This window comes from Mesorhizobium sp. M0816, assembly GCF_040320005.1.
GTDB lineage: Bacteria > Pseudomonadota > Alphaproteobacteria > Rhizobiales > Rhizobiaceae > Mesorhizobium.
Window position 1 is genome coordinate 47,460 of the sequence record NZ_JAMYOT010000027.1, and the last position, 25,081, is coordinate 72,540.

Sequence of the window (25,081 nt, forward strand, 5' to 3'; positions counted from 1 at the left end):
CGGTTGGCCAAAGTCGGCGGCCGGGCGCTCGGGCCAGCCGATCCGAATGTTAGCACTCAAGTCGGAAGTAAATCTATTCCCGGTGGTCCGGGTTCGGCTGGAACGGAGCGGCGCTTTTCGCAGTTGTGTCGAATGCTGTCTGCAGTCGAGCAACTGGCTCAATCGGTAAAAGAGCGGCGAGCGATCTTGTTCGTTGGAGCCGGGGTGTCGATGAGCGTCGGCTTGCCGTCCTGGCAAAAGCTCATCGAACACATGCAAAAAGAACTCGGTCTGGACGAGGATACGATCGGTGCGCCGGAGGCCAGCTATCAGGCGCTTGCCGAATACTACCGGCTGAAGCAGGGGAGCCTCGGCCCCTTGCGCAGCTGGATGGATCGTGAATGGAGCGTCTCGCGGGAGAAAGTGCAGGGCTCGGCGATCCACAAGCTCATCGTGTCGCTCGATTTTCCGATCATCTACACGACAAACTACGACCGAAATCTCGAAGTTGCCTTCGAGATCCATAGCCGGCCCTTTGTGAAAGTGGCCAATGCGAAGGATTTGCCCAAGGCCACTGGCGAGGTGACGCAGATCATCAAATTCCACGGCGATTTCGACGACGATAAATCTTTGGTCCTGGCGGAGACCGACTATTTCGACCGGCTGTCGTTCGATTCGCCGCTCGACGTGAAATTTCGGGCCGACGCGCTCGGGCGCACCATCCTGTTCATCGGCTACAGCATGTCCGACATGAACATCCGTCTGCTGCTGCACCGGCTTTGGCAGACCTGGCGCCGCTCCGGCTATGACAAGAATCGCCCGAAATCCTTCATCTTCATGTCGCAGCCGAGCATCGTCCAGGAGGCTGTCCTCGGCCACTGGGGCATCGATATGCTGACCGAAGAGGCAGACGATCCTGAGGACGCGCTGCTCGCGTTCCTTAACGAACTCGAGGACAGGGTGGGCCGGCCAGACGGCGCGTGAGAAAACTTGCCGAAACGGATTGGCCAGGCGCTGGGAACCGGCTGATCCGGGACCGAGCCTGAATGGGCGCACGCAAACACCAGCGAAAAATGCATGCCAAACACGACCTGTCGGCCGAGTTGCCTATGAGATCGATTGTTTTGCCCGCAGGTGCGGTCTGACCAGGGACGAAGCACTCAAGATGATGCAAAATGCCGGCAGGTCCAACGATGGCACCAAGGCATCTGGCGAATCCGGGCCGAAGTAGCCGCATGGATTCTACATAGCGGGCGGCCGGGACGGTCATCCGGCACAGCTGCTTCGTCGTCGGTCTCGGTATCCGCATTGCAGTCGGTGGTGGCGCGCACCGCTGAGGATCAAGCGATGCACCGGCCACCACCGATGGAACATCCGCCGACAATTTTCGTTGACATGCTCCACAAGGCGAGAGGTCGAACATGTCGAAGTTCCAAGCCGCTACTCCGGAGCGTTTGCAGCAGCTCAGGCTCGAGGCGACAGCGCACTTTGCGCCGCTCATACTGCGCGAGGCGCTGGTGCGTCTCTGCCGAGCGTGTGGAAGCGAGAGCCTCGAACGGTTCGAGAAGACCATGGTTGACCAAATCGAGGCATCGCGTGACGAAAAGGCCGATTTCGACACAATGAAGGAATTTGCCATCGAACAGCTCTATGGCTGGATTCGAGAAGTCAGGTCTTCACCGGACATGACACAGCCGCTGGAGAATGTAGACACCCGAAGGACCGCTGGCCGCTCGGAAGAGCCGCAGACGCTGGAAGACCAGCTGCAGGCGGGTCTGGAGGATTCTTTCCCCGCAAGCGACCCGCCGGCTGTTGTTTCCACCGCGATCCCCGGCGGATCGAAGAAGCTGGTCGGAACCGACGAGGTCCTCAGACAGCAGCAGGAGAAAAAGGCCGAGGAAGCCAGCCATTCGCGATAAACGGCTCTGCGGGGAAGCAGCCTGCCGGTTCACCCGCCGTCCGGCATGAAGGCTGTCCGGGCATGTGTGTCATGCGGCTCGCCTTCGACAAGAATCTTCGCTTCCAAAGCCGCGTCGATAAATGCTTCGCGGGCTTCCGCTGCCGTAATCTGGCCGATCTGGGCGCCATCCAATGCATCTCCCGCCATCAGCGACAACGGGGCATTGCGGGCAGGCCATTTCTCGCTTTTGAGGCAGTAAGAAGCCTCGAAAACGGAGCTGACCATTCGCGATCGTCCCGGTTTGCCGAAGTAGATGCAAACCGGAGCATCGAACTTTATCTCCAGCATGGCGGTCCTCCCGATTTAACCACCCTTGATATAAATTAGCCTCAGCGGGTCACATGGCCTGCTGGGCATTTTAGCCGACGTCGCGAACCGCAGTGGGATTGGTGCCTGCTGGTATTTCGGCGGCGACATCGTGCGCCAGAATGCCCGCCTTGCGGGCGAATGCTTCGAACGCCGCGCGCACGGTCTCGGCATCGACCTCGTCAGCCAGCCCGGCGCGACAGGCGTCGAACGCCGCCTTGTGCGCCGGGCCGCGACTCGGCCATTCGTTCAAGACGTCATAGGCCTGCCAGATATTTTCGACATGGCGAGGGAAACCAAGGCCGACGAGAATTGGAACGGGGCGGCCAAACGATTTTTTTGTCATCTGTGTCTCCGCGAAAGAGCCTGTCGCATCAACGCTGGGCGGACGCGAGGCCCATGCTCTTTAACGCGGGATTGCTGCACGGGTTGCAGCGGGTTTGTTCGATCGTGCGCCGGCCGATGCTGGCGTCATTTGTTGGTCCGCATCTTTTGCCGGGGATTGATACCGCCTTGAGGCGTGGTGTCGTTCTCGACATCGCCTTCGAACGTGTTGTCGCCCTGATCGAGCCGGTCGCCCTCCTTGATCGTGCCCTTGGAACTGCCGATGCCGGGATCGTTGGCAAGGTCGCTATCAGCCGGCGTTTTGCCTTTGGCGTGCTTGTTTCCTGTCATGGGTTCCTCCTGTTTTGAGGTGGCGGACTGTCCTTAAGGTGGCGGCCCAGGCTCGCTGCGAAAATCGCGTTTCGACACGCCAATGGCGGCGCCCCGGATTTTCGGACGGCCTGGATTCCAACTCCGCGATACCGGTGGTTGTTCCGTCAAAAATATCACCGCCGGCTGGGTTGCCCAGCCAAGCCGCTCCGGTTCCCGATCCGGGTGATTTTCGCCAGCCGGAACGATCTTTCGCCCAATGCATTTAACTGGTCTGCGCTCACGAACTCATTCTGGACGGGAGCTGGACCATTGCCACCTACAGCCTACGCCTTGGCGACTCGCGAAACCGAAGAAGTTTCCATCGTCGACCTCATACCCGCTTTGAGGGCTTTCGCCCGCACCTTCTGCCGCACTCCCGATGATGCCGACGACCTGGTCCAGGAGACGCTGACCAAGGGCTTGGCCAACATTGACAAGTTCGAAGCTGGAACGCGCATGAAGTCATGGCTCTTCACGATCATGCGCAACACCTACTACACGCGTGTCAGGGCCGCGGTGAGGGAAGCGCCCGGCCTGCTCGACTGCGCTTCGCTGCGGCCGATCTCGGAAGCGACGCAGGAATGGTCCGTACAGGGCAAGGAGGTCCACCAGGCCATCCAGAGTCTTCCTGAGCACCAGCGCGAGGTTCTGATGTTGATAGGCGTTCTGGGCATCAGCTATGAGGAAACGGCCGAAATATGCGGTTGCGCGGTGGGAACCGTGAAGAGCCGGCTCAACAGGGCACGCGCCGGCGTGCTGGAATACCTTGGCGAAAGTTCCTCGCAAACCCTGATGGAAAGGCGCAGCTATCTGTCCGAAGGACAACTGGACTTCGAAGCCGAGAGGCGCCGCTAATACACGTCACGTTAGTTACTGGCTTCGCGCAAGCGCCTTTCGATAAGCGCATGCTGCAATTCGATCGCAAGTTTGGTCAGCCGGTCAGGAACCCTTTCCTGCTCGATGGCCGCAAGCAAGGAAGCGATTTCCCGATCTATCGTCAGATCGGCACGCCTGCTGCCGGAATCTTCCCTTGAGCGAGACATCGCGTTCTCTTGGCAAATGTTGGTTCCTTCACCTCACTCTGGTGGCAACAGTGCGAGTTTGCAAGAATTTGCAGGGCGTCCATGCGACCGGCATCGGTCCTTGCACAGCTTCGTCAGCGGTTGGGCTCTCGCCGCCTTTCAATTGCTCACCGGCTGCAAGCCACATGCTGCCGCAACGATCAGTCTTCAGGCCGCCGATCCGCTGAATGATCCTGGTACTGCTCGGACTTGACCCGATTGCCGTCGAGCCCACGCTCCTTGGTGTGCTGCTTCTTGTCTCTGTTGGACAGAACGGCGTTCTCTCCGATCTTGTCCTTGGGAAGATCGGTCATCGCGCCAGCGCCAGCGCCTTTGCCGTGACTGCCGCGACCGATGTGCTTCTTGCTGCCGGACGCCATCTTGTCCTCCTTCATACTGTCGAATAGCGGCTTTTCCCGTTCGGCATCCGAACCATCGTTGGGCCGCAATGTTCCGCCGGAAATCGTAAGCAGGAAGGCATCGCCGTCCCAGTGCCGGAACGGCTTTTCGCCGTCGACGAGGACTTGCATGCCATTTGCGTTGGCGAAGTTATGGACATCGGCGCGATCCAGCGCCGGCGATCCGCGATATGAATAATTCAAAAGCGCGGCCATGCCCGGCCTCTTCAGCACGCGCGCGATTTCCACGAAATGTCGCTCCGCAAGGCCGGCCAGCACCAGATAGGGAAAGCTGTCGACGGCCAGCACGCGGTCGAAGCTGGCATCGCAAAAATCGGCAAGATCGAAACCGCGCGTAGGGCGGAATTCTACATTGCCGAGCCCGGCGCATCGCCGGCGGGCGATCGAGATCATCGCTGGGGATATATCGCTGCCGACGATCCGGTGCGACAGAGCGGAGAGCGCCTGTTCGAACCGACCGATACCACAGCCGATATCCAGTATGTCGCGGTCAGTGCCGGTAAAGCCTCGCCTCTCCAGCCATGCAACGATCTCAGCCGTAGCGGCAGAGAGCTTTTCCTCATTGCCCAGCGATGACAGCTGGATGCTCGCCGCCGGGGAGATCGCCGCCGCCGCGTCAAACCCGGCCGCCAGCCGCTTGACGACCGCATCGTCGGTCTCGCCCTCGCCACGCTCGTGCCGAACGGCAGCACCTATTTTGCGCAGCGTGGCGAAGATCTCGGGCCTGCGCTGAAGCAGGTCGGCAATCCGTCGTAGTTTTGCCGTCTTTCGCGCATCGGCCGAATGTGTGTTTTGTGCAATCTTCGCCAGTTCTGCGGCTTCGATTCCTGTCTCGAAACGGAGAGCCAGCCTGGCGATGACGGCTTCGACGCCGGCACCGTCTGCCATGCAGTCCTCCAGCACCCGCCTTGCTGATGTCGACCGCCGAGATCCTGGCTGCGTCGCGCTCATCGCCCTTTGCTCCGCGTCCAGATCTTGCGCATCGTCCACCGGTCTACGGCGCCCCAGCTGTACTTGTAGGCCTCTTGCCCGCGCAGAAAATCGAACTCTTCCGCGCCTTCGCAGATCGCCTGCCTTATCGCTTGGCCGATGAGCAGCGCGCCGGGACTTTCCTCGGCATAGGCCGGATCGAAGCCACCGAGATAAGCGCAAGCGCGGCCACGATGATGGAACCCGTAATAGGCGCCCACGATCGCGTTACCGATCGTGATAAGCCAGCATCGGGCAAGCGCTTGGGCAGCCATTTGCGGCAGCGCCTGACGGTGGAATTCTTCCACGCGGGAATCGGACAGCACGCCGTCGCCGTGTCCGGCCCAGCGCGCGCGGTGAAGGCGGATCAGGTGGTCGAGGAATGTCTGCGGATCGGACACGGGTTCGATGGAGACACTGCCGCGTCTCGACGCGGCCCTGTGGGCGCGGCGCAATTGGCGCCTCCGCCGCGCCGGAACACAGCCTTCAAGCGTCTGGTCGCCGGCGAGGGCGAGCACCGGGCAAGCGGCGTGACCGACGGCTTGGCACGATTCGAGCGCGGCATGCCTGATGGCAAGGCCGGCGCCGCCGGGAGGCAGATCCTGCAAGATCCACTGTGACCAGCCGACGGAAAGAACGGCGCCACCGATGACTGCGCCGACCGGTTCGGCGATCTCGGGAAGACAAAGGACATCCAGATAGTCGCTCAACGAAATGCCGAGCGGAAGCAATCGCGCGCCGGCGTCGTGGCGTTCCAGATAGAGTGGCGCCAGGCCGACCAGATCGTCGCCACGCCAGATGGCGACCGTCGCTAGCTCGCCGGGAGCAAATGTCCGCCACCATGGCAGCAACCATGCGGGAGACTGGAACGGCGTCGCCGAGGGACTGCGCGACCAGAGTTCCCACCAGTGCGGCTCGAGGGCTTCGAGGTCCGCCGGATCGTCGATGGTCTCACTGCGGAGCATGTCGCGCTCACTTTGCCGTCGCGAGCTGCCCGCTGTCTGTGCCGAGCCGTGCCAGCGCCCGATAGGCGTCCATGTAGGAGGAAACCATGCGGTCGAGTGAAAAGCGCCGCCGCGCCTCGGCCCGGCAGGTCTCGGGGTCCAGGCTGGGTGCGGCAGCGATGGCTTCGGCCATCTCGTCGACATCCCCGACCAGATACCCGGTCTTGCCGTGCTCGACCACATCCGGCAGTGCGCCATTCGGGAAGGCCACCACGGGGGTGCCGCAGGCGAGCGCCTCCATGGCGACGAGCGAACTGGTTTCCGCGGCAAGGCTCGGGATGACTAGGCAGCGGGCTGTGTTCAGCAGGCGCCGCTTGGCGACAAAGCCGAGCGGACCAAGGAAGCGGCGCCGGTCGTCCAGCCGGGGTTCGACCTCGTCGCGAAAATACGCTGTGTGCGTTTCATAGGGGTAGACCTTGCCACCGATGACCAGCGGCACTCTGGCCTTCTTGGCTGCGTCCAGCGCCAGATGGATGCCCTTTTCCGGGCAGACGCGGCTGAGCACGAGCGCAAAGTCGTGTTTGGCCTGCGGTTCGCTCAGCGCGTCGACGTCCACTCCGTTGGGAATCGGCCCGATCAGCCTGGCTCCCGGTGGTGCGGTTCTTTGCTGAGCCGCCGATACGGCATGCAGCCACAGATCGTTTCGCGCCGGACGCAGAGCGTCGGCCGGATACCAGTCGAGCGGCAAATGCAAGGTCACCAATGTCGGCCCGTCGCCCGGCAGATAGGCGTCGAAATCGATGCCGTGCAAATGAACCACGTCGATTGGCCAACGGGCGCGCGCGGTAGCAATTGCGGCGCGATGAGCACGCTGTGCCCGGTGCCTCGCCGCTTCATCGAGCACGCCCGGTTCGGCCGGCGTCTCGATGAGGACACCCGCAGCGCTCGAGCCCTGGCAGCCGATCACGATCGAGCGGTGTCCGGCCTGTACGAGCGCCTGGTCGAGCATCGACAGCACCTGCTCGGCACCACCGACCGCATCCGGCCCGACCGGGGCGAGGGGATAGGCGACGTTGAGGACGGTGAGCGTCATGGCTGGAGAGCCGAAGCTCCTCACGCTGCGGAGGCGCGCAGCCTGCCGACCGAAGGGGCAGCGATGCTGCCGGCATATCGGCGCGTCATTGCCGCGCAGAAGTCGGCGAATTCCTCCGGCACCAGCGGCGGACTGCTGTGGTGCGGCATCATTCCGCGGTGTTCCGGCGTGAAGCAGAAGGTGACCGTCACGTCGAAGTCGGCCAACGCCTCCATCTGCCTGTCGAACCAGTCAAGTGCGTTCGGCCTGAAGCTGTCGGCCCAGGAAAGCCCGGTGCGCAGATTGGTGACGCCGAGCCGTTTCATCCAGGCGACGGCGTCACCCAGCCGGTGATCTTCGAAATGGAACCACTGCACCAGTCCCATTGCCGGCGCGTGGCGCAGGAATTCCTCGAGCGCGGGCTTTGGCGTGCCGTCCTGGCGCAGCAGGCCCATGTAGAAATGGCGGTAGTAGGAAGAGCCTTCCGCCTCGCGATGGCGCGTCGTCGCTTCCCATTCTCGCGGCAGGTCGTAGAGGCTATACCATTGGATGCGCGGTGCGTTGCCGATCAGCAGTTCCGCGGTCCGGCGCAGGCCCCAGACCTGCACCTCCTCGGCGCCGAAGGTCGACACGCCGACCTCGCTGACCCATACCGGAAGATCGGTGACAGCCGAAATCTCCCCGATCTTCTGCGGCCATTCGTGGATCTGCCAGAGGTTCCAGTCGAGCGGGAAACCGTGCACGGCGACAGCATCGACATGATCGAGCACGTCGAACTCCTTCATCCGTGTCATGAAACCGGCATCGATCGGCGAGATGCCGCCAAGAACCTTGGTCAAGGCCGGATTCTCCGACGCGATCGCGTCGGCGGCCAGGATTGCCATGTTGGCGAAGCGGCTCCAGTCGGGGTCGAGCTCGGGATCCCAGTGGGATTTGTTGTTGGGCTCGTTCCAGATCATCGCGGCTTCAATCATTTATCGGTCCTTTCGACGGGTAGACGGCGGCGCCGCCGGCCGGCACGTCGGCGGTGCGGCAGAAATAGACCTCCTGCTCCGGTTGCAGCACGATCTCGAAGCCGGCGCTGCGCAGCATGGCTTCGGTGCAGGCGCGATTGGGAATCCACCAGTTGGTCGGGTCGTCGGCATAGCGATGCTCGATGAAATGCAGCTTTGGGAACTCCGGCCGGTCGAACAGGTCGTGGGTCCAGAAATGATAATTCTGCTCGAGCGCCGGCACGTTGGTGCTGCCGCGCTGCATCGACTGGAAGATCATCAGGTCCCGGGCGACGTGCTCCCGGATCAGATCGAGTGCGAGCAAGGGATGGCGCAAATGGTAGAGCACGCCCATGAACAGCACGATGTCGAACCGCTCATGCAGGGCGCCAACGTCGTAGACCGAGAGCTGCCGGAATTCGATGTCGCAGTCTGCTACCTCAGCGGCAAAGCGCGCCTGCGCCAGGTAAGCCTCATCGAAATCGATGCCAAGCACGCGGCCGGCGCCGCGGCGTTTCATCTCGATCGAATAGAAACCCGCATTGCAGCCTATGTCGAGCACCGCCTTGCCGGAAAGATCGGCGGGGATGGCGTCGGCGAATTTGCGCCATTTGATCAGGGGGTAATTGCCGAGGAAATGATCGGGAGCCGTTTCGACGCCGGCCAATTCCATGTTGTGGAACCATGGGCCGAGCGCATCGATACGGCGGCGGATTTCGGCATCGGAATGCAGCATGGCTAGCCTCCTTCGCCTGCGAGGACAGGGACGTGCTGGTGGCCGGGCAGCGTAATGGCGACTTGGTCGTCCTTGGTACCGCCGGCGCTTTCAAGCAGGCGAAGTGCGGTGCGGTAGCCGTTGAAGGTGCCGACGTCGACATAGGCGGTGCCAGCCTTGATGCCATAGGCATCGCCTCCGGCGGCGAGATAGGCATTGACCAGCGTGCCGATATATTCGTCGCACCGGTCCCGTTCCCGCCACAGCGCGGCGAGCTGGTGAAGGGTGCGGCCGGGCATCTTGAACGCACCCCAGATCCAGTTCGATTGGGCATTCTGCTGCTTGACCTGGATTTGCTTCACCCGGTCGTCCTGGTCGACAACGACGGCATCGAAGAACTCCGGCTGGTCCACCGGAAACAGCAGGAAGGACAGGCCGTCGTCCGGGAGGGCCAGGAAGCCGTCTTCGGGAAACCAGATCGTATCGGGCAACCCGACCAGAACGGTCTCATCGGCTGTGACGACCGGTGCGGCACGGAAGATGGCGTCGCAAAGGCCGACCGGAGAGGGCTGCACCACAAACAGCGCAGTCGCGTCGGCATAGCCGGCAGAATAATATTCGAGGATATCCGACTTACCCGAGCCGATGACGAAGCAGATCTTGTCGGCCCCCGCGCGCACCATGCGGCGCACCAGGTATTCGCTGACCGCGCAAGGCCGCTCGGTGTTGCCGTCGATGCGGCTGCCGACCGGCAGAAGCTCCTTCGAAAAGCCGAGCGGCTGGATGCGGCTTCCCCGTCCGGCTGCGGGCACGATGCCCAACATCAAACTGCCTCCTTCAACGGCTCGCCATGCGTGGAGCCGTGCAGTGCATCGGACAGGATGCGGTCGAATTCCTTCGCGCGCCGCGCCGAGGTGTGTTCGTCCAGCACCCGCTCGCGCGCTCGGCGGCGGATCGCGTCAAGCTCGGCGTCGGACAGGTCGAGCGCGGCGACCACGTCGTCGGTGCTGTTCGCTACGACGATCTCTTCGCCGGGCCGGAAAAAGGCCTCCAGTCCCGGCCATGTGTCGCTCACCATCGCGGCACCGCAAGCGGCGGCTTCGAACAGCCGGCCGGAAGGACACCAGCCCCTTTCGGCCATCGCCTCGCGGGTCACGTTCAGGGTCAGCCGTGATGATGAAAAGAAGGCGGGGTGGTCGGCCGGCGGCAGATGCCGGACGAAGAAAATATTGTCGCTCCACGGGAATTCCTGCGGATATTGTGCGCCGCCAATGATGAAGCGGCGCTCCGGCAGGCGCGCAGCCGGACTGACCAGCAGCCTCTCGACCCCGGCCTGGCGGTCTGCCGCATAGGTCCCGAGATAGGAAAGGTCGCCGGCAAACTCCGGCCTGGGCGGGGCGGGCCGGTGTCGCTCTGGATCGACATGGCCGTAGAGCGGCATGACGCGGCGCGCACCCAGCATCGACCTCAATGCGTCGATCGCGGTGCCTCCCGTGTAGCTCAGCACGAGATCGAAATCGCGAAGCCCTTCCGGCCCGAAATAGGCCGGAGGCTCACCTTGTTCGATCCGCGCCAGCGTCACCGGCGTATCCAGATCGTAGAACACCTTCAGCCCGCGACACGCCTGGTGGGCAAGGCGCGACGCGCTCACGGCATCGGGGCAATAGGAGGTGACGATGACCACATCGGCCTCATTCATCGCCTGCTCGGCAACGCGCTGGATGTCCTCCCAATCCTGATAAAGGACGAGGTTGCCGCCATCCAACTGGTCGAGGTCGCGCGTCCCGGCATAATAGGGAGTGTTGCGTTCGAAGAAGGTGATAGACCAGCCCAGCCCGGCCATCGCCCGGATCAATCCGCGCCACAGCGTGGCGTGCCCATTGCCCCACGACGATGTCACGGTAAGACCGAAAATGACCATGCGCATCCGGCAATTCCTCGTCAGGCAGCTTCGTTGAGTCTGATCAGGTTCGACCCCCAGTCCCCCCAAACAACCGTGGTGATCGACGCTGGGTCGATATCGAAGCGAAAGCAGTTTCCCAGCGACAGGCCGAGCACCTTGCACACGGCGGCCTTGATGACGTCGGCATGGCTGACCAGTGCGACGCCCTGGTTCTGGTAGGTGCCGCGGACCTGCTCGATCAATGAGACGACGCGTTGCTGCACGTCCAGCATGGTCTCGCCGCTCGGTGTTCTCGCCTGCTGACGCTGGTCGTTCCACACCCGCCAGTCGGCATCCTGGTTCAGCTCTTCGAAGGTCTTTCCCGACCAGGTGCCGAAGTCGATCTCATCGAGTTCCTCGCGGATCACGATATCACCGGCATTGCAGGCGAGCGCGATCGGATTGGCAGTCTCCTGCGTGCGTTCGCGCGGGCTGCAGAAGATTGCCGCTATCGCCTCGCGTGCCATGCGGTCTGCCAGATGCGAGGCCTGTGCCTTGCCGGCTTCGCCGAGGCAAACGCCGGCCATCCGTCCGGCAAGATAACAGCCGACATTGTCGTGCGCGGCGTGGCGCACCAGAAAGAACGTCGTCGTCATTCCGCGGCATCGAGCATCGGCTCGTCCTTGCCCGCGATGAAAGAGAGCGTGCGCTGGCGGGCTTCCGCGTCGGTGAACTGCTCGGGCGGCGATTTCATGAAATAGCTGCAGGGACCGGTCAGCGCGCCCGCGATACCGCGGTCGAGCGCCAGCTTGGCGCAACGCACCGCATCGATGACGACGCCGGCCGAATTGGGCGAATCCCACACTTCCAGCTTGAGCTCGGCATTCAGCGGCACACCGCCGAAGGTCGTGCCTTCGACCCGGATATAGGCCCACTTGCGATCGGTCAGCCACGGCACATGGTCGCTCGGCCCGACGTGAATGTTGCCGGGCTCCAGGGGAACGTCGATCTGGCTGGTGACGGATTGCGTCTTTGAGATCTTCTTCGATTCCAGCCGCTCGCGTTCCAGCATGTTGAGGAAGTCGGTGTTGCCGCCGAAATTGAGCTGGTAGGTGCGATCGATGCGCACGCCGCGCTCGCGGAACAGGTTGGCAAGCAGACGATGTACGATCGTCGCACCGACCTGGCTCTTGATGTCGTCGCCGATCAGCGGCAGGCCGTGCTGCTCGAAGCGCCGGCGCCACTCCGGCCGCGAGGCGATGAAGACGGGTATGCAGTTGACGAAGGCACAGCCCGCCTCGAGCGCGCACTCGGCATAAAAGCGCGTTGCCTCCTCCGAACCGACAGGCAGATAGGACACCAGGATTTCGGCGCCGCTTTCGGCGAGGATCTTGCCGACGTCGGCGACCGGCTCGTCGGCCTCCTCGATCTCGTCGCGCAGATATTTGCCGATGCCGTCCAGCGTTGGCCCGCGTTCGACGCGAGCGCCGGTAGGCGCCACATTGGCAAAGCGGAAAGTATTGTTCGGCGCGCTGTAGATCGCGTCTGCCACATCGCGTCCGACTTTGCCCTTGGCGACATCGAAAGCGCAGACCACCTCGATGTCCTTGACATGGTAGCCGCCAAGATCGGCATGCATCAGCCCGGGGATGGGCTCATTGCTCCTTGCGTCATGGTAATAGGTGATGCCCTGAATAAGGGAGGAGGCGCAGTTGCCGACGCCTACTATTCCGATCCGAACTTTCTTCGATCCCACGAAACCGCTGCCTATGCTGTTGAAGGTAAGTTCTTCGTGCCAAACCACCTGCCTCGCTGATTGTTCCTTGCCGGCTGCAAAAATCGTGCAACCGATGGTGGATCAAAGTAGCGCTCGCCGAGTTGTGCAGCTGGGGGTGAGGCCAACCGGGACGGGACAATGATCGTCTATGGCGACCACAAGCGAATTGAGAGCGCGCGATATGTTCGCGGCACGGCCTGCGAAGCGGCCGGGCACATTGCGGATATGCCAAGCGGGATCGGACGGCACGCAGCCCTGGTCGGCCTGTTCATCAAGATCTCGGAATTGGTCCAGGGCCTTGCCGATGCTGAATTCGAGGCCAACGGCATGGACAGGAATTCCCGACAGCGGATCGCGGGCGCAAATCTCCTGGTCGGCTTGGCCCGGGACGTGGGCAGATCGTGGAGGGCCGGATTCGCCGTCGACGGCCCGGTCGATGCCGACGTGCCGCGAATGTTGGCCGAACTCGAATGCGATGGCGACATTCTGACCGGCGCGGCTGAGGGCTACGCTCATTACGCGCTTTATCCGGAGAGCTATTTCGTCGCCGCGCGGCAGTCGGTTCTCCATGCGAACACATGCGTAATCGGCATCCGCAGCATCGGCCTGGGGTTGGCAGCGATGGTGGCGGCAGCCATCGGCGCGCCGGCACCCGTCAGCGTCCGTCCGACCGGTCATCCGTTTCGCAGGCGGCTTGCCGCCGATCCGGAACTGATCGGCGGCTGGAGGACAAGGCCATCGGCCCATTTCGCTGTCGTCGATGAGGGCCCGGGCCTGTCCGGCAGCTCGTTTCACGCAGTCGTCGCATGGCTGCAAGCGCTGGATATCGATGCCGGGCGCATCCATCTGTTCCCCAGCCATTCGGGTGGGCCGGGTCCCGAGGCATCGGCGGACAGTCGTGAGGCATGGACGGTTTGCCAAAAACACACCGCGGATTTCGAACGGACTTTCCCCGCTGGATCCGCTGTCCCGACGTTGCGGGATTGGGTGGCCAGGACGATCGGCAGCACAGCGGTCAACTTGACCGAAATATCTGGCGGAGAGTGGCGTCGCTTTCGAGACAGGACGGAGGAACATTGGCCACCTGTTCACCGCGGCTTCGAGCGGCGAAAGTTTCTTGCTTCTGCGGGCCGGGAAAAATGGTCGGTCAAATTCGTCGGCCTCGGTGAAATCGGAATGCACAAGGCCGAGACTGCCAGGAGGCTGAATGACGCAGGCTTTGGCCCGGACATCGCCGGGCTGTGCCATGGCTTTCTCGTTGAACGCTGGATCGACGGTACAACGCTGGAGCGGGCAAGGCATTCGAAAGAAAAAATGGTCGCTCATCTCGCGCGCTATCTGGCCTGGCGCGCAGCCAATCTGCCCGCCTCCGAACCGGGCGCCTCGCTGGAGGCGCTTGCCGACATGGCCGTGCAGAATACAAGCGAGGCTTTGGGCGAAAGCCGCGCGGCGGAGCTGCGGAACTGGTTCTCGAAACAGGCTCCACCAAAGACCATGCAGCGGGTCGAAATCGACGGGCGGCTTCATCCGTGGGAGTTCATCCTTTCGCGCGGCGGAACGCTGATCAAGACGGACGCCCTCGACCATTGTCGGTCGCACGATCTGGTCGGCTGCCAGGACATCGCCTGGGACATTGCCGGCGCCCGTGTCGAGTACAGCCTCGCCGACGCGGCGACTGCGGCACTGTGCAAAGCTGTCGAGGCGACTACGTCTCGTCCCGTCGATGCCAATCTGGTCCACTACTACGAGCCCTGCTATCTCGCCTTCCAGCTTGGCTTGTGGAGCATGGCTGAGCGATCGGGCGATGATCGGGAACAGATCCGGCTGGCGGCCGCGGCAAGACGTTACGCTGCCGCGCTGCTTCGTTTCCTGGAAAGCCAAGGCGACCTGCCGCCGCTCGAGCGGGATCAGTCCAGCCGGCGCAGCATATCCGCTTCCTTTTCGAGGATGGCCGCTACCTCCTCGCGCTGAAGATGCGTCATCATCAGGCTCACACAACATTCCAGATAGGTGATGGAGGCGCGCCGCAGGAAGGCAGCCGTCTCCTTTGCGGCCATTTGTTCGATGTCTTTGGCGGATCGCTTCGGATGCACAATCGTCTCCATGCCGGTACCTTGACAGAACCAGAAGCTGGACGGGTTGTTCCCGCGACGAGAAAAAGTGACCAAATCCGAGACGACGGCGCTTTCCGTCGTGACCAAGCAGCGGCCAGACGCTCCCCGCCTTCAGGCCGGCAGGTTTTGCAGCCGGCCTGATGCAGCACGCACGGTGGCGGCAATTCGACGTCTTCTGTCGATCATCTGCGCCGTCTCAAGCTCGGCAAAATAGCCGATTGTGCGCACCAAACCCTGCCTGAGCGGCACTTTTGGCGACCAGCCGAGAAGCTTCCTTGCGCGGGAAATGTCGGGTTGCCGACGGCGAGGATCGTCTTGCGGCAGCGGCAGGAATTTCAAGTCCGATTTGGTTGCGGTCATGCCTCTCACCAGGCTCGCCAGTTGCAGGATGGTGAACTCCCCCGGATTGCCCAGATTGACAGGCTGGCGCGGATTGGGATCGACCTCCATCAACCGGATTAAGCCGTCGACCAGATCGGAAACGTAGCAGAACGACCTGGTCTGCAGCCCGTCGCCGAATATCGTCAGCGGCCGTCTCTCGAGTGCCTGCATGATCAGATTGGAAACGATCCGTCCATCCGCAGGATCCATCCTGGGACCATAGGTGTTGAAGATGCGCGCGACACGGATATCGGCCTTTCCCATTCTCAAATAATCGAAGCACAAGGTTTCGGCGGTGCGCTTGCCTTCGTCATAGCAGGCCCGGGGGCCGATGCAGTTCACGTGGCCGACATAGTCTTCCTTCTGCGGATGCTGTTCGGGATCGCCATAAATTTCGCTGGTGGACGCCTGCAGGAACCGGGCGCCATTGCGGGCGGCGAGCTCCAGCAGATTGAGCGTTCCGATGACGCAAGTCCGCGTCGTATGGACCGGGTCGGCCTGGTAACGCGGCGGCGAGGCCGCGCACGCCATGTTGAAGATGCGGTCAACCGGTTCGCCAAGCTCCAACGGTCGGCAAATGTCTTGCTTGATCAGCCGAAAATCCGGACGATCGGCGATCGATGCTATGTTCTCCATGCGGCCGGTAAGGAAATTGTCGACGCAGATCACGCGCCAGCCGGCCTGGAGCATTGTCTCGCAAAGATGCGAACCGAGGAAACCTGCGCCGCCGGCGACAAGCACGGTCTTGGTCCGTTGCGCCTTTCTTGATAGCTGCATCTCTATCTTCTCCCGTCTGCGGGTCATGCTGCGCTCTCGACGTCGAGATCGAGAACAGAACGTGGCGATTTGGCCTGCGCCAGCAGCGAAACGAATTCGCGGGCTCTTGCGATGCTTGTGTGAGCTGCGAGGATGAGCACGCGCGCCTGCTTGGCCATGGCAAGCCGGGCGCCGTCGGATTCCCCGGACAGGATACCGATTACGTCCTCGGTCCTGCGCGCCGTGTGGATCGTCCACTCTGGAAACAGGCTGTCCAGTCCGGCCCAGCTATCGCTGATGATCGCCGTGCCGCAGGCGGCTGCCTCGAAGAGGCGCACGCTGGGCGACCATCCGGCCGCGATCATGGAACTGCGCGTGACGTTCAACGTGTAGCGTTGGCGGCTGTAAAAGGCGGCGTGATCTGCCGGCGGCAGGTGTTCGATGCGATCCACATTGTCCAGCCAGGCGATTTCGCGCGGATACTGCGAGCCTGCCACGACGAAGCGGCGCTCCGGCATGCGACGCGCCGGTTCGAACAGCAGGGCCTCCAGCGTCGCCTGGCGGTCGGGGCTGTAGGTGCCGAGATAGCCGAGATCCCAGCGGATTGGATCACCGGTTCCGTGATGCCGTTCCGGGTCGACGGAGCAGTAGAGCGGCTCGGCCCGCCTCGCGCCGAATTCCGCCGTCAGACGGGCAAGCGTCGGCCCGCCGGTGAAGGAGAAATAGACGTCGAAATACGGGACCTGCCGCCTGGCAATGTACTCGCAATCATCGGTCGAAAGCTTTGCCAGCGTGATCGGCGTGTCGATGTCGTAGAAGCAGAACTGACCCGTGCACAGCGATGCCACGACGTCGATGATTTCAGGGCCTTCGGGAACGAAGGAGCCGACGACCACGATATCGGCATCGCGCAGGCAGCGCGCAAAATTGCGGCGAAGATCATCGGTCGTTTCATAGTAGCGCAAGGCGCAGAAATCGGGATCGCGCAGATCCCGGTGACTTGCGTACCACGGCACGTCGCGTTCGAGAAAAGTGACGCGGTGGCCGAGTTCGTGGAGACCTTTAAGCAGCCCCCGAAAGGTGGTGGCGTGGCCGTTTCCCCAGGATGAGGAGAGCGACAGGCCAAGAAAGACGATGTCGAGCGGCTTTGTCATTCGGCCGCCTCCACGGTCGGACGCTCGAAATGGCGCCTGAAGATGGCGTCGGCTAAAACGGCACGTGTCGTATAGGTATGTTCGCCAAGCACGCGCCGAAGCGCCGATGTCCCGATCGCCTTGGCCCGTTCGGCACTAAGGCTTTGCATGATCTCGGCGACGTCCTCGCCATCGCGCGCGACCAGGATTTCCTCGCCGGGTTTCAGGAACAGGTCGACGCCGAGCCAGGCGTCGGTGATGAGGCATGCGCCGGCGCCCGCCGCCTCAAAAACGCGCGTCGCAGGTGAAAAGCCATTGGCCGCCATGCTGTCGCGGCTGATGTTCAGCACCGCCTTGGCCGTGACGTTCAATGCATTGTGGTCGCGCGTGCCGACATGGCCGAGCCATCGGACATTGGCGGGCATCTGCTTGTCGCCCCAGCCCGATCCGCCGAGCAGGAAGCGCTGATCGGCGGAGAGGCCGGCCGGGTCGAGGAAGAAGGCCTCGACGCGCGCCTCGCGGTCCGGCAGCCGGTTGCCGAGAAAGGCGAGATCGCAGGCAAAGCGCATGTCCTTGCCGACCGGATGATGCGTTTCCGGATCGAGCGCGTTGTAGATCGGCGCGCATTCGGCCGCCCCCATTGCCCGATAGGCCCAGACCACCGGGTCGCCGCCGCCATAGGTCAGCACGAGGTCGATTTCCTGCAGCGCGCGATGCAGCGGATGGTCGGGCTCGTCGCGCAACTGGCCAAGCGTCGCCGGCGCATCGACATCCCAGAATACGGTGAGCGCATCGGCACGGGCGTGATCGAGCACCGCCCGCAACAGCGCGTCGTCGGCGAAACCGACGCCGCTCGCCTTGACGACGATATCTGCCTCCGCCGCCCGCGCCGCCACCTGCATCAGCGCCTGTGGGGTCGCCTCATAGACGACGACGGCACACCAGTCCGGCGCCTCGATGTCGCGGTTCTTCTGGCGATCGTAGACATCGGGCTCATAGAAGGTGATGTCATAGCCGAGCCTGGCCAGAGCCTTGAGAAGCCCGCGGTAATAGGTGGCCGCGCCGTTCCAGTAGGACGACAGCAGGCTTGACCCGTAAAATGCAATCTTCATTCGGCGGCCTCCGTTGCAAGGATCGTGTCGGCGGCTTGGCGGCGCCCGCATTCGGCGAGCACGCCGAACAATTGATCCGCCCGGTGCCGGCATGTGTGCCGCAAGCGGATGGTCTCGAGGCCCGATGTCGCCAGAGAAGCGGCGAGATCCGCGTCGTGCAGCACGGCGCGAAGATGACGCCGCATCTCGGAACCGTTGTTTGCAAACAGAAAATCTACGCCGGGCCTGAACAGGCGTTCGACATCGGACCACGGCGCCGAAACCAGCGGGATGCCGCAGGCGAGCGCCTCGAACATACGGATGGTCGGGATGCCTGGCAGGCTTTCGCGGTATGGACGCCTGGGGATGTGCACTGTGATGCGGTTTGCTGCAAACGCCTTCGGCACGTCGGCGTTGGCGATCCAACCTTCGTAGTGCAGGCCGGCGGCCGCAAGGTCGGCGAGCGCTTGCCGTGGATAGCGAACGCCGTGGACAGTGCCGCTCAATCCGAGGTCACGCACCGGCTCGACCAGGAATTCCCTGATTTCGGCGCTGCGCTCGTCGTCGCCCCAATTGCCGATCCAGATCAGGTCGGCGCAGCGCTCGATTTCAGGATGGGGCTCGAACAGATGGTCATCGGCTGCCTCGTGCCAGGTAAAGACCCGCTTGCCCCATCCGGCGCGAAGATAGCTTTCCCGCAGCGCCTCGCCGAAGGCGAGCACGCCGTCGTAATGTTCAAGCTGCAAGGCAGAAATCGCTTGCGTGGCCGAGATGGCGCGATGGTGCGTGTCGTGGAACAGCAGCGTGAAACGGCCGCCAGTTGCTTTCGCCTTGCCCAGCCGCGCAACAAGGTCCGGCTCGGTCCACTCATGCACGATCACCACATCGGCATCGGATATCCAGGCTTCGTGGTCGAAAGCGGCATCGTAGGTCACCGGCATCAACTCGGGGAAATCCTTCCGGAATCGCTCGATCGCGAAGGACCCTTTCTCGGCTACCAGGTTCGACCGGCTCCAACCGTCGGCGGGTTCCAGCGCGATCGCCTGGTGCCCGCGCGCGACCAGCTCGCGCATGATGCCGCGCAGGAAATGTGCGTTGCCGTGGTTCCAGTCGGAAACGATCGAATGGGTGTAGAATAAAAATCGCATAATCAGTTATCCGCCATGGTGGCCAGGGCCGCCTTGTCGTAGACGCCGCGCATGGCGGTCGCCTGCCTTGCCAGTGAAAATCTGCGGCTTCGGCGCGCCGCCGCCTCACCGAGCTCTCGCCGGCGCTGCGCGTCAATGCAAAGGCCATTGATGCAGCTGGCGAGATCACTCGGATCGCGCACGTCGTAGAACAGGGCCGCGCCGTCCCACAGTTCCCGGTAGGTCGCGATATCGGCAAGCACCAAGGGCGTTGCCGACATTGCGGCTTCCAGCGTGGCCAGGCCGAACGGTTCGTAGAGCGACGGCGATACGAAGATACCGGCCCGAGCCATCAGCAACCGCACTTCCTCATGTGGCACCGGTCCGACGGGAACGGCGTGACTGAAGCCAACATGCTGGCCGTCCGGGCCTTGCAAGGAGCCGGCGACGAAGACCGGCCATTGCGTCAGGGAGGCGGCCTGGTCCAGCACCGCCGCATTCTTTCCTTCGTCCCACCAGCGCGCGGCGGCGAAAACGACCGATTCCCGTCTTTCGCTCTTCGCGCCGGGCCGCGCCCCGTTGCCGACGACGCTCAGGCGGGCGATCGGCCCGTAGCAGGTTTCGAGCATGTCGGCATGGCTGCGGCTGGGTGCAACGACCATGCCTGCTTTGTCGAAACCGCGCCGGTTGCGGTCCTTCTGCCAGGCCCATTCGCCGTCCGCCGCCTGTCCCTTGACGGCGTGGAACCATGTCACCACGCAGGAATGCGAGACCGCTATCACCGGGCAAGGCACATCGAGCCCCGCGGCCTGCGTCGGCGCGTTGAGATGGACGATTTCGACGGCGTAGTCACGTATGAGCGGGTGCAGCTCCTGCTGCAATGTGTCGAGGTCGTGCTCGTTGCGGGTCATCCAGTCGGGCGGCGTGTTGAGCCATGTCAGCGCCGCGAATGACTGGGCCTCCTCGGCCTGCTGCCTGGACGGTTCCGGACCAACCCCGGCAAGCACGACGCTGTCGCCGCCGGCGACCAGTTGCCTGGCCAGATCGAGCGCATAGCGCCAGACGCCACCGACGGCATCGACGGTCATCAGTATGCGACGCGGCGGGCTCAGCGTCCGCAACATGTGGCCTCCAATTCAGCCAGCGGACGCGGCCGCTTCTCCTGGATGTCGCTGAACGTTCGGAAGGATGCGAGGTAATGTTCATGCGCGCGCTCCCAGGCGAGATCGTCCGGCTCGCCCCAAAGTTCGCGGTAGCTCGGCGAACTCGGATAAGGATAGAGCGGCACCGGTTCGTTGGCCCAAACGCCGTTGTCGATCAGGTGCTTCCGCCAATAATCGACGAGCGCGGGATCGTCCTCGACCACGCCGATCAGATTGGCCTGCACGAACGGCACGTGGCGCCTTGCGTCGACCAGCAACGCGGCCAGCTCCTCGGTGCCCAAACGGCAGCGTTTTGCCAGCATGGCGCGGCCTTCCACAGTCAGGCTTTCGAGCCCCGCCTCTATGGAGACGCAGCCGGCGGCGCCGAGCATTCTCAGCAGTTCCGGTTTCCAGAGGTCGATACGGGTCTGCACGCCGAACTTCACATCGCGATCGACCAGCGCCTCCAGCAAAGCCTTTTGCGGCAGGAAGATCTCGTCGATGAAGTAGATGTAGCCGACGCCCTGTGCGATCAGCCGGTCGATCTCGGCGATCACTGCTTCGTGGTTCCGGCGGCGATAGGCATCGCGGAAATCGATCTTGGCGCAGAAGCTGCAATTGTACGGGCAGCCGCGTGACGCTTCGACCTCCGCTCCGAAACCGACCTGACCATCATCGAAGCGATGATGGTGGTGCGAATGGGCGGCAATCCAGTCCGATGGCCATTCGAGCGCTGGGTGATCGATGAACGAGCTCGCATGGACGCCGCCGTTCGAGACCAGTTCTCCATCCTCGAAGTGGGCGGTGGACGGCACCGCGCTCCAGTCGTCGCGCCGGGCAAGTTCCGCGACCACTTCCTCGCATTCGCCGCGCACGACGATGTCGACGCCAAGCTTGCGCAAAGTCGGCGTCGGCGTCGCCGAGCCATGCGGCCCGACGGCGACGGTGCGACCGCCGCGCCCGGCAAGATGGTTGAGGAAATCGGCCGGCACGCGCAACTCGGGCGGTGCGCAGCGCCAGAACAGGTAGGTCGGCGCGGTGCTGACGACGGTCATGTCAGGCTCGAATGCGGCGACGCGATCGGCGAGCGCGGCGTTGTCGAGCTTCTGGATCTGCCCGTCCAGCATCAGCACCTCGTGGCCGGCTGCTTCGAGCAGCGCTTTCGAATAGCCGAGTTCGAGCGGCAGATGCGGCTGGCGGCAGCCGAAATAGATGCTGTCCTGGTACGTCCAGGACGGATTGACCAGAGCGACCCTCATGCCACGTACCTCGCCGGTTCGGGATGCGGGTCGAGGCGATGACGCTGCAGCCAGTCGGCGAGGTCGCGGATGCCGTTTTGCCACGGGACGTGCGCTTTCCACCCCAGCGCCGCCTCGATCGCGCGTGTGTCGGCGACGAAGAACGGTTGGTCGCCGGTGCGTTCGCGGTCGTAACGTATCGGAACGTCCCGTTTCGTTATGTCGCGAATCTCCTTCAGCAGCATGCGCAGGCTGACGGCGTTGTCCGGTCCGCCGCCGAGATTGAATGCTTGGCCCTTGATCGCCTCGATCCGGTCGAGCACGGCGCGATAAGCCGCGACCGCGTCGGCAACGTGGAGGATGTCGCGCACCTGCTTGCCGTTGCCATAGATGGTGATCGGCCGGTCGGAGAACGCGCTAAGCAGGAAATGGGCGACCCAGCCCTGATCCTCCGTCCCGAACTGGCGCGGGCCATAGATGCAGCTCATGCGCAGCACCGCCGTCGGCAGATCGTATGACTTGGCGTAGTCGAGGACATACTGGTCCGCCGCGCCCTTGGAGCAGCCATAGGGCGTGCAGAAATCGAGGCCGCGCGTCTCGTCGACGCCGTGCGCACCGATGCCCGCATCGCAAGGCGCGTATTTGCCACCCTCTTCGCGCATGGCGAGGTTGGCGAGGCGGCCATAGACCTTGTTGGTGCTGGCGAAAACGACGGGGATGCGCTTGCCGCTGCGGCGAGCGGCTTCCAGGACGTTGAACGTCCCGCGCAGGTTGATGTCGAAATCCTCGTCCGGCCGAACCAGGCTCGTGGTGACGGCGGTCTGCGCGGCAAAGTGGAAAACCGCCCTCGAGCCTGCCACCAACGGCGTGAGCGCCTCGGCGTCACGGACATCGGCGATCTCGACAGCGAGGCGGTTGCCGTGCTTTTGCGTCAGCCATTCCAGGTTCTGCTCGACGCCGGGACGGCTCAGATTGTCGATGACCAGCACCGGCTCGCCGTCCGACAACAGGCTGTCGGCGAGGTTCGAGCCGATGAAGCCGCTGCCGCCGATAATGGCGACGGGCGCTTCGCGAAAATTGCGTGAATCCGGTCTCATGATACCAGCCCTCGCGCTTCGAGTTCCCGCTTCATCTCTGCACTGCGATCGATGGCGACCGTGTTGCGCACCCAGGCGACGAAATCGCCGAGCGAATGCTCCAGCCGGTACTGCGGCTGGAAGCCGAGCAGTTCGCGCGCCTTGGAGATGTCGGCAAAGCAGTTGCGGATATCGCCGGAGCGTGCCTTGCCGAGGATTTCGGGCTGGCGCCCAGGCACGCCCATCGCTTCGGCGAGCAGCCGGGCGACCTCGCTGACCGCGTAGGCCCGCCCGCTGCCGATGTTGATCACGTGGCCGCGCGCCTGGGGCTGTTCCAGCGCCAGCCGGAAGGCGAGGGCGACATCGCGTACATGAACGAAGTCGCGCTGCTGTTCGCCGTCTTCGAAAATCAGCGGCCGCTGGCCATTGGCGATGCGCGAGGCGAAGTTCGCCAACACGCCGGTATACGGGTTGGAGAGTGCCTGTCCGGCGCCGAAGACATTGAACAGGCGCAGCGCCACCGCGTCGACGCCATAGGCTTCGCCGAAGATCAGCACGGCTCGTTCCTGGGCGTATTTCGTCAGCGCGTAGATCGAGGCGAGGTCGACCGGTTTCTGCTCGTCGGTCGGCAGCGGCAACAGGACTTCTCCTTCCGGCGACAGGGGATTCCATTGGCCGCTGCGGATGTCGTCCGGCTGCCGTCTTGCATTGTCGATGCGCTGGCCGTCCGGCGTGGCATAGAGACCCTCGCCATAGACGCTCATCGACGAAGCAACGACGATCCGTTCGATCGGGCGTTTGATCAGTGCCTCCAGCAACGTGGCGGTGCCGAGGTCGTTGGCGCCGACATAGCGGGCGATCTCGTACATGGACTGGCCGACGCCCACTTCAGCCGCCAGGTGAATGATCGCGTCGACATCTTCGACCGCCTCTGTGACGGCGTCGCGATCGCGAACGTCGCCCTTGATCAGCTTGGCGCCTGCCGGCAGGCTGATTGCCTCGCCGCCATGCACCTGATCCAGCAGCGCATCGAGAATTGAAACCCCATAGCCATGTTCAACGAGTTCCTGGGCGACGTGGCGGCCGATAAAACCGCAGCCTCCCGTGACCAGTATACGTTTCACGACAACTCCTCATACGAATGGCTTTGCCGCCCCAAACTTCCGGGCGAAAGGTTTGTTCCCTTGCTTCAACAAAGTTCAGGAGGCTCGCCGGGGTAGGTTCAACCAGGCGTGGGAACATCGAAGGCTGCTTGGTGTTAGGAGCCATGTTCGACCAACCGCGCACATGCCGGGCAGCGATGCATCTGCTGGTTGTGTGGAGGCAGACCGGCAACGCGGGGGTCTCGCGGTCTGCGGTGGAATCGAAGGGAGATTGCGATGTCTGAATCGAAGACGACCACCGATCACGACGAAATCCGCCGTTGGGCCGAGGATCGCGACGGGCGGCCGGCGGTGGTGCGCACCAAGGGCGAGGGCGGCATACTGCGCATCGACTTCGGCGAGCCTGAAGAGACGTTCGAGCCCGTCGAATGGGACGAGTTCTTCAGGATCTTCGATGAGAACGAACTGGCGTTCCTCTACCAGGATGAGACCAGCGGCGGAAAGACTAGCCGCTTCAACAAGTTCGTCGAGCGCAGCCGGAAAGGCTAACATCGTCTAGTACCCCTGCACAGAGGATTCGACGGGTTCGATGGGTTGTAGCCTGGGTAGGATATCGGGTTTGACGAGCAGTTCAAATGCTGCGCCGAGGCCCGGTTGCCTGCGGATCAATCCGACCCGCTCGAGGGTGAGCACCATCTGATGGACGGAAGGCGCGGTGACGCTGAAGAAGCGCTGCATGTCGCGTTGGCCGCAGAACTATTCGAGACGACGGAAGCGATCGAGCGCGTCCTCGTCATAAGGGATGCCTCCCAACTCTCGGGGTGCGCCGAGGCTAGACTTCGCCTGGAAAAGGCGACGACGCGCATCATCGACTATGGCAGCGGCGACCTCACGCAAGAACCCTTTCACGTGAGGATCGTGCTTGCAGATGGCGTCGCCGCCTACGTCGGATCGGCCAACCTGCTCAGGCGCTCAAAGGTAGCAAACCCGAGTGCGGAATGTTATCGAGGGTCCGGCTGTTCATGCCGTCAAAGTGCTCGTCGATGCGGTTGCCAACATGGCGGAAGCAATCTCCACGAGGTGCTGACCACGAAACGGTATCATGGAACTATTGCCAATGCCGTCATGGCGAGAGTGTTAGCGCAATC

At 63.0% G+C, this 25,081-nt stretch carries 27 protein-coding genes and 2 pseudogenes; 7 read left to right on the top strand and 22 right to left on the bottom strand.

Annotated features, from left to right (window positions below; translation table 11 throughout):
* The first annotated feature begins 132 nt into the window (after window positions 1-132).
* Window positions 133-963: an SIR2 family NAD-dependent protein deacylase gene (locus tag NKI17_RS29355; protein ID WP_352796248.1), complete on the top strand. Its 831-nt coding sequence runs from the start codon at window positions 133-135 to the stop codon at window positions 961-963.
* A 437-nt stretch (window positions 964-1,400) separates the two neighbouring features.
* A complete protein-coding gene (locus NKI17_RS29360; protein WP_352569236.1) occupies window positions 1,401-1,898 on the top strand; it encodes a hypothetical protein in 498 nt (165 codons plus the stop codon).
* A gap of 29 nt (window positions 1,899-1,927) precedes the next feature.
* Here the strand turns inward: NKI17_RS29360 and NKI17_RS29365 are convergent, their stop codons facing one another.
* The 3 genes from NKI17_RS29365 to NKI17_RS29375 all read right to left on the bottom strand — a co-directional run bounded on the left by NKI17_RS29365 (window position 1,928) and on the right by NKI17_RS29375 (window position 2,920).
* Window positions 1,928-2,227, bottom strand: a complete 300-nt coding sequence (locus tag NKI17_RS29365; RefSeq protein WP_023676146.1) for a DUF982 domain-containing protein — start codon at window positions 2,225-2,227, stop codon at window positions 1,928-1,930.
* 70 nt (window positions 2,228-2,297) lie between these two features.
* Window positions 2,298-2,591, bottom strand: a complete 294-nt coding sequence (locus NKI17_RS29370) for a DUF982 domain-containing protein (protein ID WP_023676145.1) — start codon at window positions 2,589-2,591, stop codon at window positions 2,298-2,300.
* Between the two features lie 125 nt (window positions 2,592-2,716).
* Entirely contained in the window at window positions 2,717-2,920 is a 204-nt protein-coding gene (locus NKI17_RS29375; protein ID WP_023676144.1) for a hypothetical protein, read from the bottom strand.
* 312 nt (window positions 2,921-3,232) lie between these two features.
* On the opposite strand from NKI17_RS29375, the gene NKI17_RS29380 reads away from it, so the two are divergent.
* Window positions 3,233-3,796: a sigma-70 family RNA polymerase sigma factor gene (locus tag NKI17_RS29380; RefSeq protein ID WP_023676143.1), complete on the top strand. Its 564-nt coding sequence runs from the start codon at window positions 3,233-3,235 to the stop codon at window positions 3,794-3,796.
* 50 nt (window positions 3,797-3,846) lie between these two features.
* Complete coding sequence (locus NKI17_RS29385; RefSeq protein ID WP_352569237.1) at window positions 3,847-3,975, top strand: hypothetical protein; 129 nt, start codon at window positions 3,847-3,849, stop codon at window positions 3,973-3,975.
* Window positions 3,976-4,163: 188 nt separating this feature from the next.
* Here the strand turns inward: NKI17_RS29385 and NKI17_RS29390 are convergent, their stop codons facing one another.
* From NKI17_RS29390 to NKI17_RS29435, 10 genes and pseudogenes are all read right to left on the bottom strand, one after another.
* Window positions 4,164-4,382, bottom strand: a complete 219-nt coding sequence (locus NKI17_RS29390) for a hypothetical protein (RefSeq protein WP_023676213.1) — start codon at window positions 4,380-4,382, stop codon at window positions 4,164-4,166.
* A 225-nt stretch (window positions 4,383-4,607) separates the two neighbouring features.
* Window positions 4,608-5,372 (bottom strand): annotated as a pseudogene (locus NKI17_RS29395) (class I SAM-dependent methyltransferase); the annotation flags it as partial.
* Window positions 5,369-6,355, bottom strand: a complete 987-nt coding sequence (locus tag NKI17_RS29400; protein ID WP_352569238.1) for a GNAT family N-acetyltransferase — start codon at window positions 6,353-6,355, stop codon at window positions 5,369-5,371. The pseudogene NKI17_RS29395 and the gene NKI17_RS29400, both read right to left, overlap by 4 nt.
* Before the next feature lie 7 nt (window positions 6,356-6,362).
* Complete coding sequence (locus NKI17_RS29405) at window positions 6,363-7,427, bottom strand: glycosyltransferase family 4 protein (protein WP_352569239.1); 1,065 nt, start codon at window positions 7,425-7,427, stop codon at window positions 6,363-6,365.
* Between the two features lie 20 nt (window positions 7,428-7,447).
* Window positions 7,448-8,380, bottom strand: coding sequence for a glycoside hydrolase 5 family protein (locus NKI17_RS29410; protein WP_352569240.1), 933 nt, complete (start codon window positions 8,378-8,380; stop codon window positions 7,448-7,450).
* A complete protein-coding gene (locus tag NKI17_RS29415) occupies window positions 8,373-9,134 on the bottom strand; it encodes a TIGR04290 family methyltransferase (RefSeq protein ID WP_352907142.1) in 762 nt (253 codons plus the stop codon). The genes NKI17_RS29410 and NKI17_RS29415 overlap by 8 nt, the downstream gene beginning before the upstream one ends.
* Before the next feature lie 2 nt (window positions 9,135-9,136).
* Window positions 9,137-9,937: a nucleotidyltransferase family protein gene (locus NKI17_RS29420; protein ID WP_352579597.1), complete on the bottom strand. Its 801-nt coding sequence runs from the start codon at window positions 9,935-9,937 to the stop codon at window positions 9,137-9,139.
* The gene (locus tag NKI17_RS29425) at window positions 9,937-11,040 is read right to left on the bottom strand and encodes a CgeB family protein (protein WP_352457422.1); all 1,104 of its coding nucleotides are present in this window, start codon (window positions 11,038-11,040) and stop codon (window positions 9,937-9,939) included. The genes NKI17_RS29420 and NKI17_RS29425 overlap by 1 nt, the downstream gene beginning before the upstream one ends.
* A 14-nt stretch (window positions 11,041-11,054) precedes the next feature.
* Window positions 11,055-11,651 carry a histidine phosphatase family protein gene (locus NKI17_RS29430; protein ID WP_352579598.1) on the bottom strand — a complete coding sequence of 199 codons (597 nt, stop codon included), beginning with the start codon at window positions 11,649-11,651 and terminating at the stop codon, window positions 11,055-11,057.
* Window positions 11,648-12,751, bottom strand: a complete 1,104-nt coding sequence (locus NKI17_RS29435) for an inositol-3-phosphate synthase (RefSeq protein ID WP_352579599.1) — start codon at window positions 12,749-12,751, stop codon at window positions 11,648-11,650. The genes NKI17_RS29430 and NKI17_RS29435 overlap by 4 nt, the downstream gene beginning before the upstream one ends.
* 159 nt (window positions 12,752-12,910) lie before the next feature.
* Between NKI17_RS29435 and NKI17_RS29440 the strand changes: the two genes are divergently transcribed.
* A complete protein-coding gene (locus NKI17_RS29440) occupies window positions 12,911-14,743 on the top strand; it encodes a hypothetical protein (protein WP_352579600.1) in 1,833 nt (610 codons plus the stop codon).
* Here the strand turns inward: NKI17_RS29440 and NKI17_RS29445 are convergent.
* Genes NKI17_RS29445 through NKI17_RS29485 form a run of 9 tightly spaced genes read right to left on the bottom strand, consistent with a single transcriptional unit; the run spans window position 14,680 to window position 23,954 of the window.
* Window positions 14,680-14,973, bottom strand: coding sequence for a hypothetical protein (locus NKI17_RS29445; protein ID WP_031211608.1), 294 nt, complete (start codon window positions 14,971-14,973; stop codon window positions 14,680-14,682). The two genes, NKI17_RS29440 and NKI17_RS29445, sit on opposite strands and share 64 nt — an antisense overlap.
* 24 nt (window positions 14,974-14,997) lie before the next feature.
* Window positions 14,998-16,044, bottom strand: a complete 1,047-nt coding sequence (locus tag NKI17_RS29450) for a UDP-glucuronic acid decarboxylase family protein (RefSeq protein WP_352569247.1) — start codon at window positions 16,042-16,044, stop codon at window positions 14,998-15,000.
* Window positions 16,045-16,067: 23 nt separating this feature from the next.
* Window positions 16,068-17,177: a CgeB family protein gene (locus NKI17_RS29455; protein ID WP_352579601.1), complete on the bottom strand. Its 1,110-nt coding sequence runs from the start codon at window positions 17,175-17,177 to the stop codon at window positions 16,068-16,070.
* Window positions 17,174-18,268: a CgeB family protein gene (locus NKI17_RS29460; protein WP_352569250.1), complete on the bottom strand. Its 1,095-nt coding sequence runs from the start codon at window positions 18,266-18,268 to the stop codon at window positions 17,174-17,176. Before NKI17_RS29460 ends, NKI17_RS29455 begins: the two co-directional genes overlap by 4 nt.
* Window positions 18,265-19,395 (bottom strand): CgeB family protein, encoded by a 1,131-nt coding sequence (locus tag NKI17_RS29465; RefSeq protein WP_352569251.1) that lies wholly within the window; start codon window positions 19,393-19,395, stop codon window positions 18,265-18,267. The genes NKI17_RS29460 and NKI17_RS29465 overlap by 4 nt, the downstream gene beginning before the upstream one ends.
* Window positions 19,396-19,397: 2 nt before the next feature.
* Window positions 19,398-20,498: a glycosyltransferase family 4 protein gene (locus NKI17_RS29470; protein WP_352569252.1), complete on the bottom strand. Its 1,101-nt coding sequence runs from the start codon at window positions 20,496-20,498 to the stop codon at window positions 19,398-19,400.
* Window positions 20,483-21,775 carry a TIGR04295 family B12-binding domain-containing radical SAM protein gene (locus tag NKI17_RS29475; RefSeq protein WP_352569253.1) on the bottom strand — a complete coding sequence of 431 codons (1,293 nt, stop codon included), beginning with the start codon at window positions 21,773-21,775 and terminating at the stop codon, window positions 20,483-20,485. Before NKI17_RS29475 ends, NKI17_RS29470 begins: the two co-directional genes overlap by 16 nt.
* Window positions 21,772-22,851 carry an NAD-dependent epimerase/dehydratase family protein gene (locus tag NKI17_RS29480; RefSeq protein WP_352907143.1) on the bottom strand — a complete coding sequence of 360 codons (1,080 nt, stop codon included), beginning with the start codon at window positions 22,849-22,851 and terminating at the stop codon, window positions 21,772-21,774. The genes NKI17_RS29475 and NKI17_RS29480 overlap by 4 nt, the downstream gene beginning before the upstream one ends.
* Window positions 22,848-23,954: an NAD-dependent epimerase/dehydratase family protein gene (locus tag NKI17_RS29485; RefSeq protein ID WP_352907144.1), complete on the bottom strand. Its 1,107-nt coding sequence runs from the start codon at window positions 23,952-23,954 to the stop codon at window positions 22,848-22,850. Before NKI17_RS29485 ends, NKI17_RS29480 begins: the two co-directional genes overlap by 4 nt.
* A gap of 255 nt (window positions 23,955-24,209) precedes the next feature.
* Between NKI17_RS29485 and NKI17_RS29490 the strand changes: the two genes are divergently transcribed.
* Together NKI17_RS29490 and NKI17_RS29495 are read left to right on the top strand one after the other, a co-directional pair.
* Window positions 24,210-24,482 (top strand): hypothetical protein, encoded by a 273-nt coding sequence (locus NKI17_RS29490; RefSeq protein WP_023676123.1) that lies wholly within the window; start codon window positions 24,210-24,212, stop codon window positions 24,480-24,482.
* Between the two features lie 150 nt (window positions 24,483-24,632).
* Window positions 24,633-25,081, top strand: a pseudogene (locus tag NKI17_RS29495) (hypothetical protein); the annotation flags it as partial.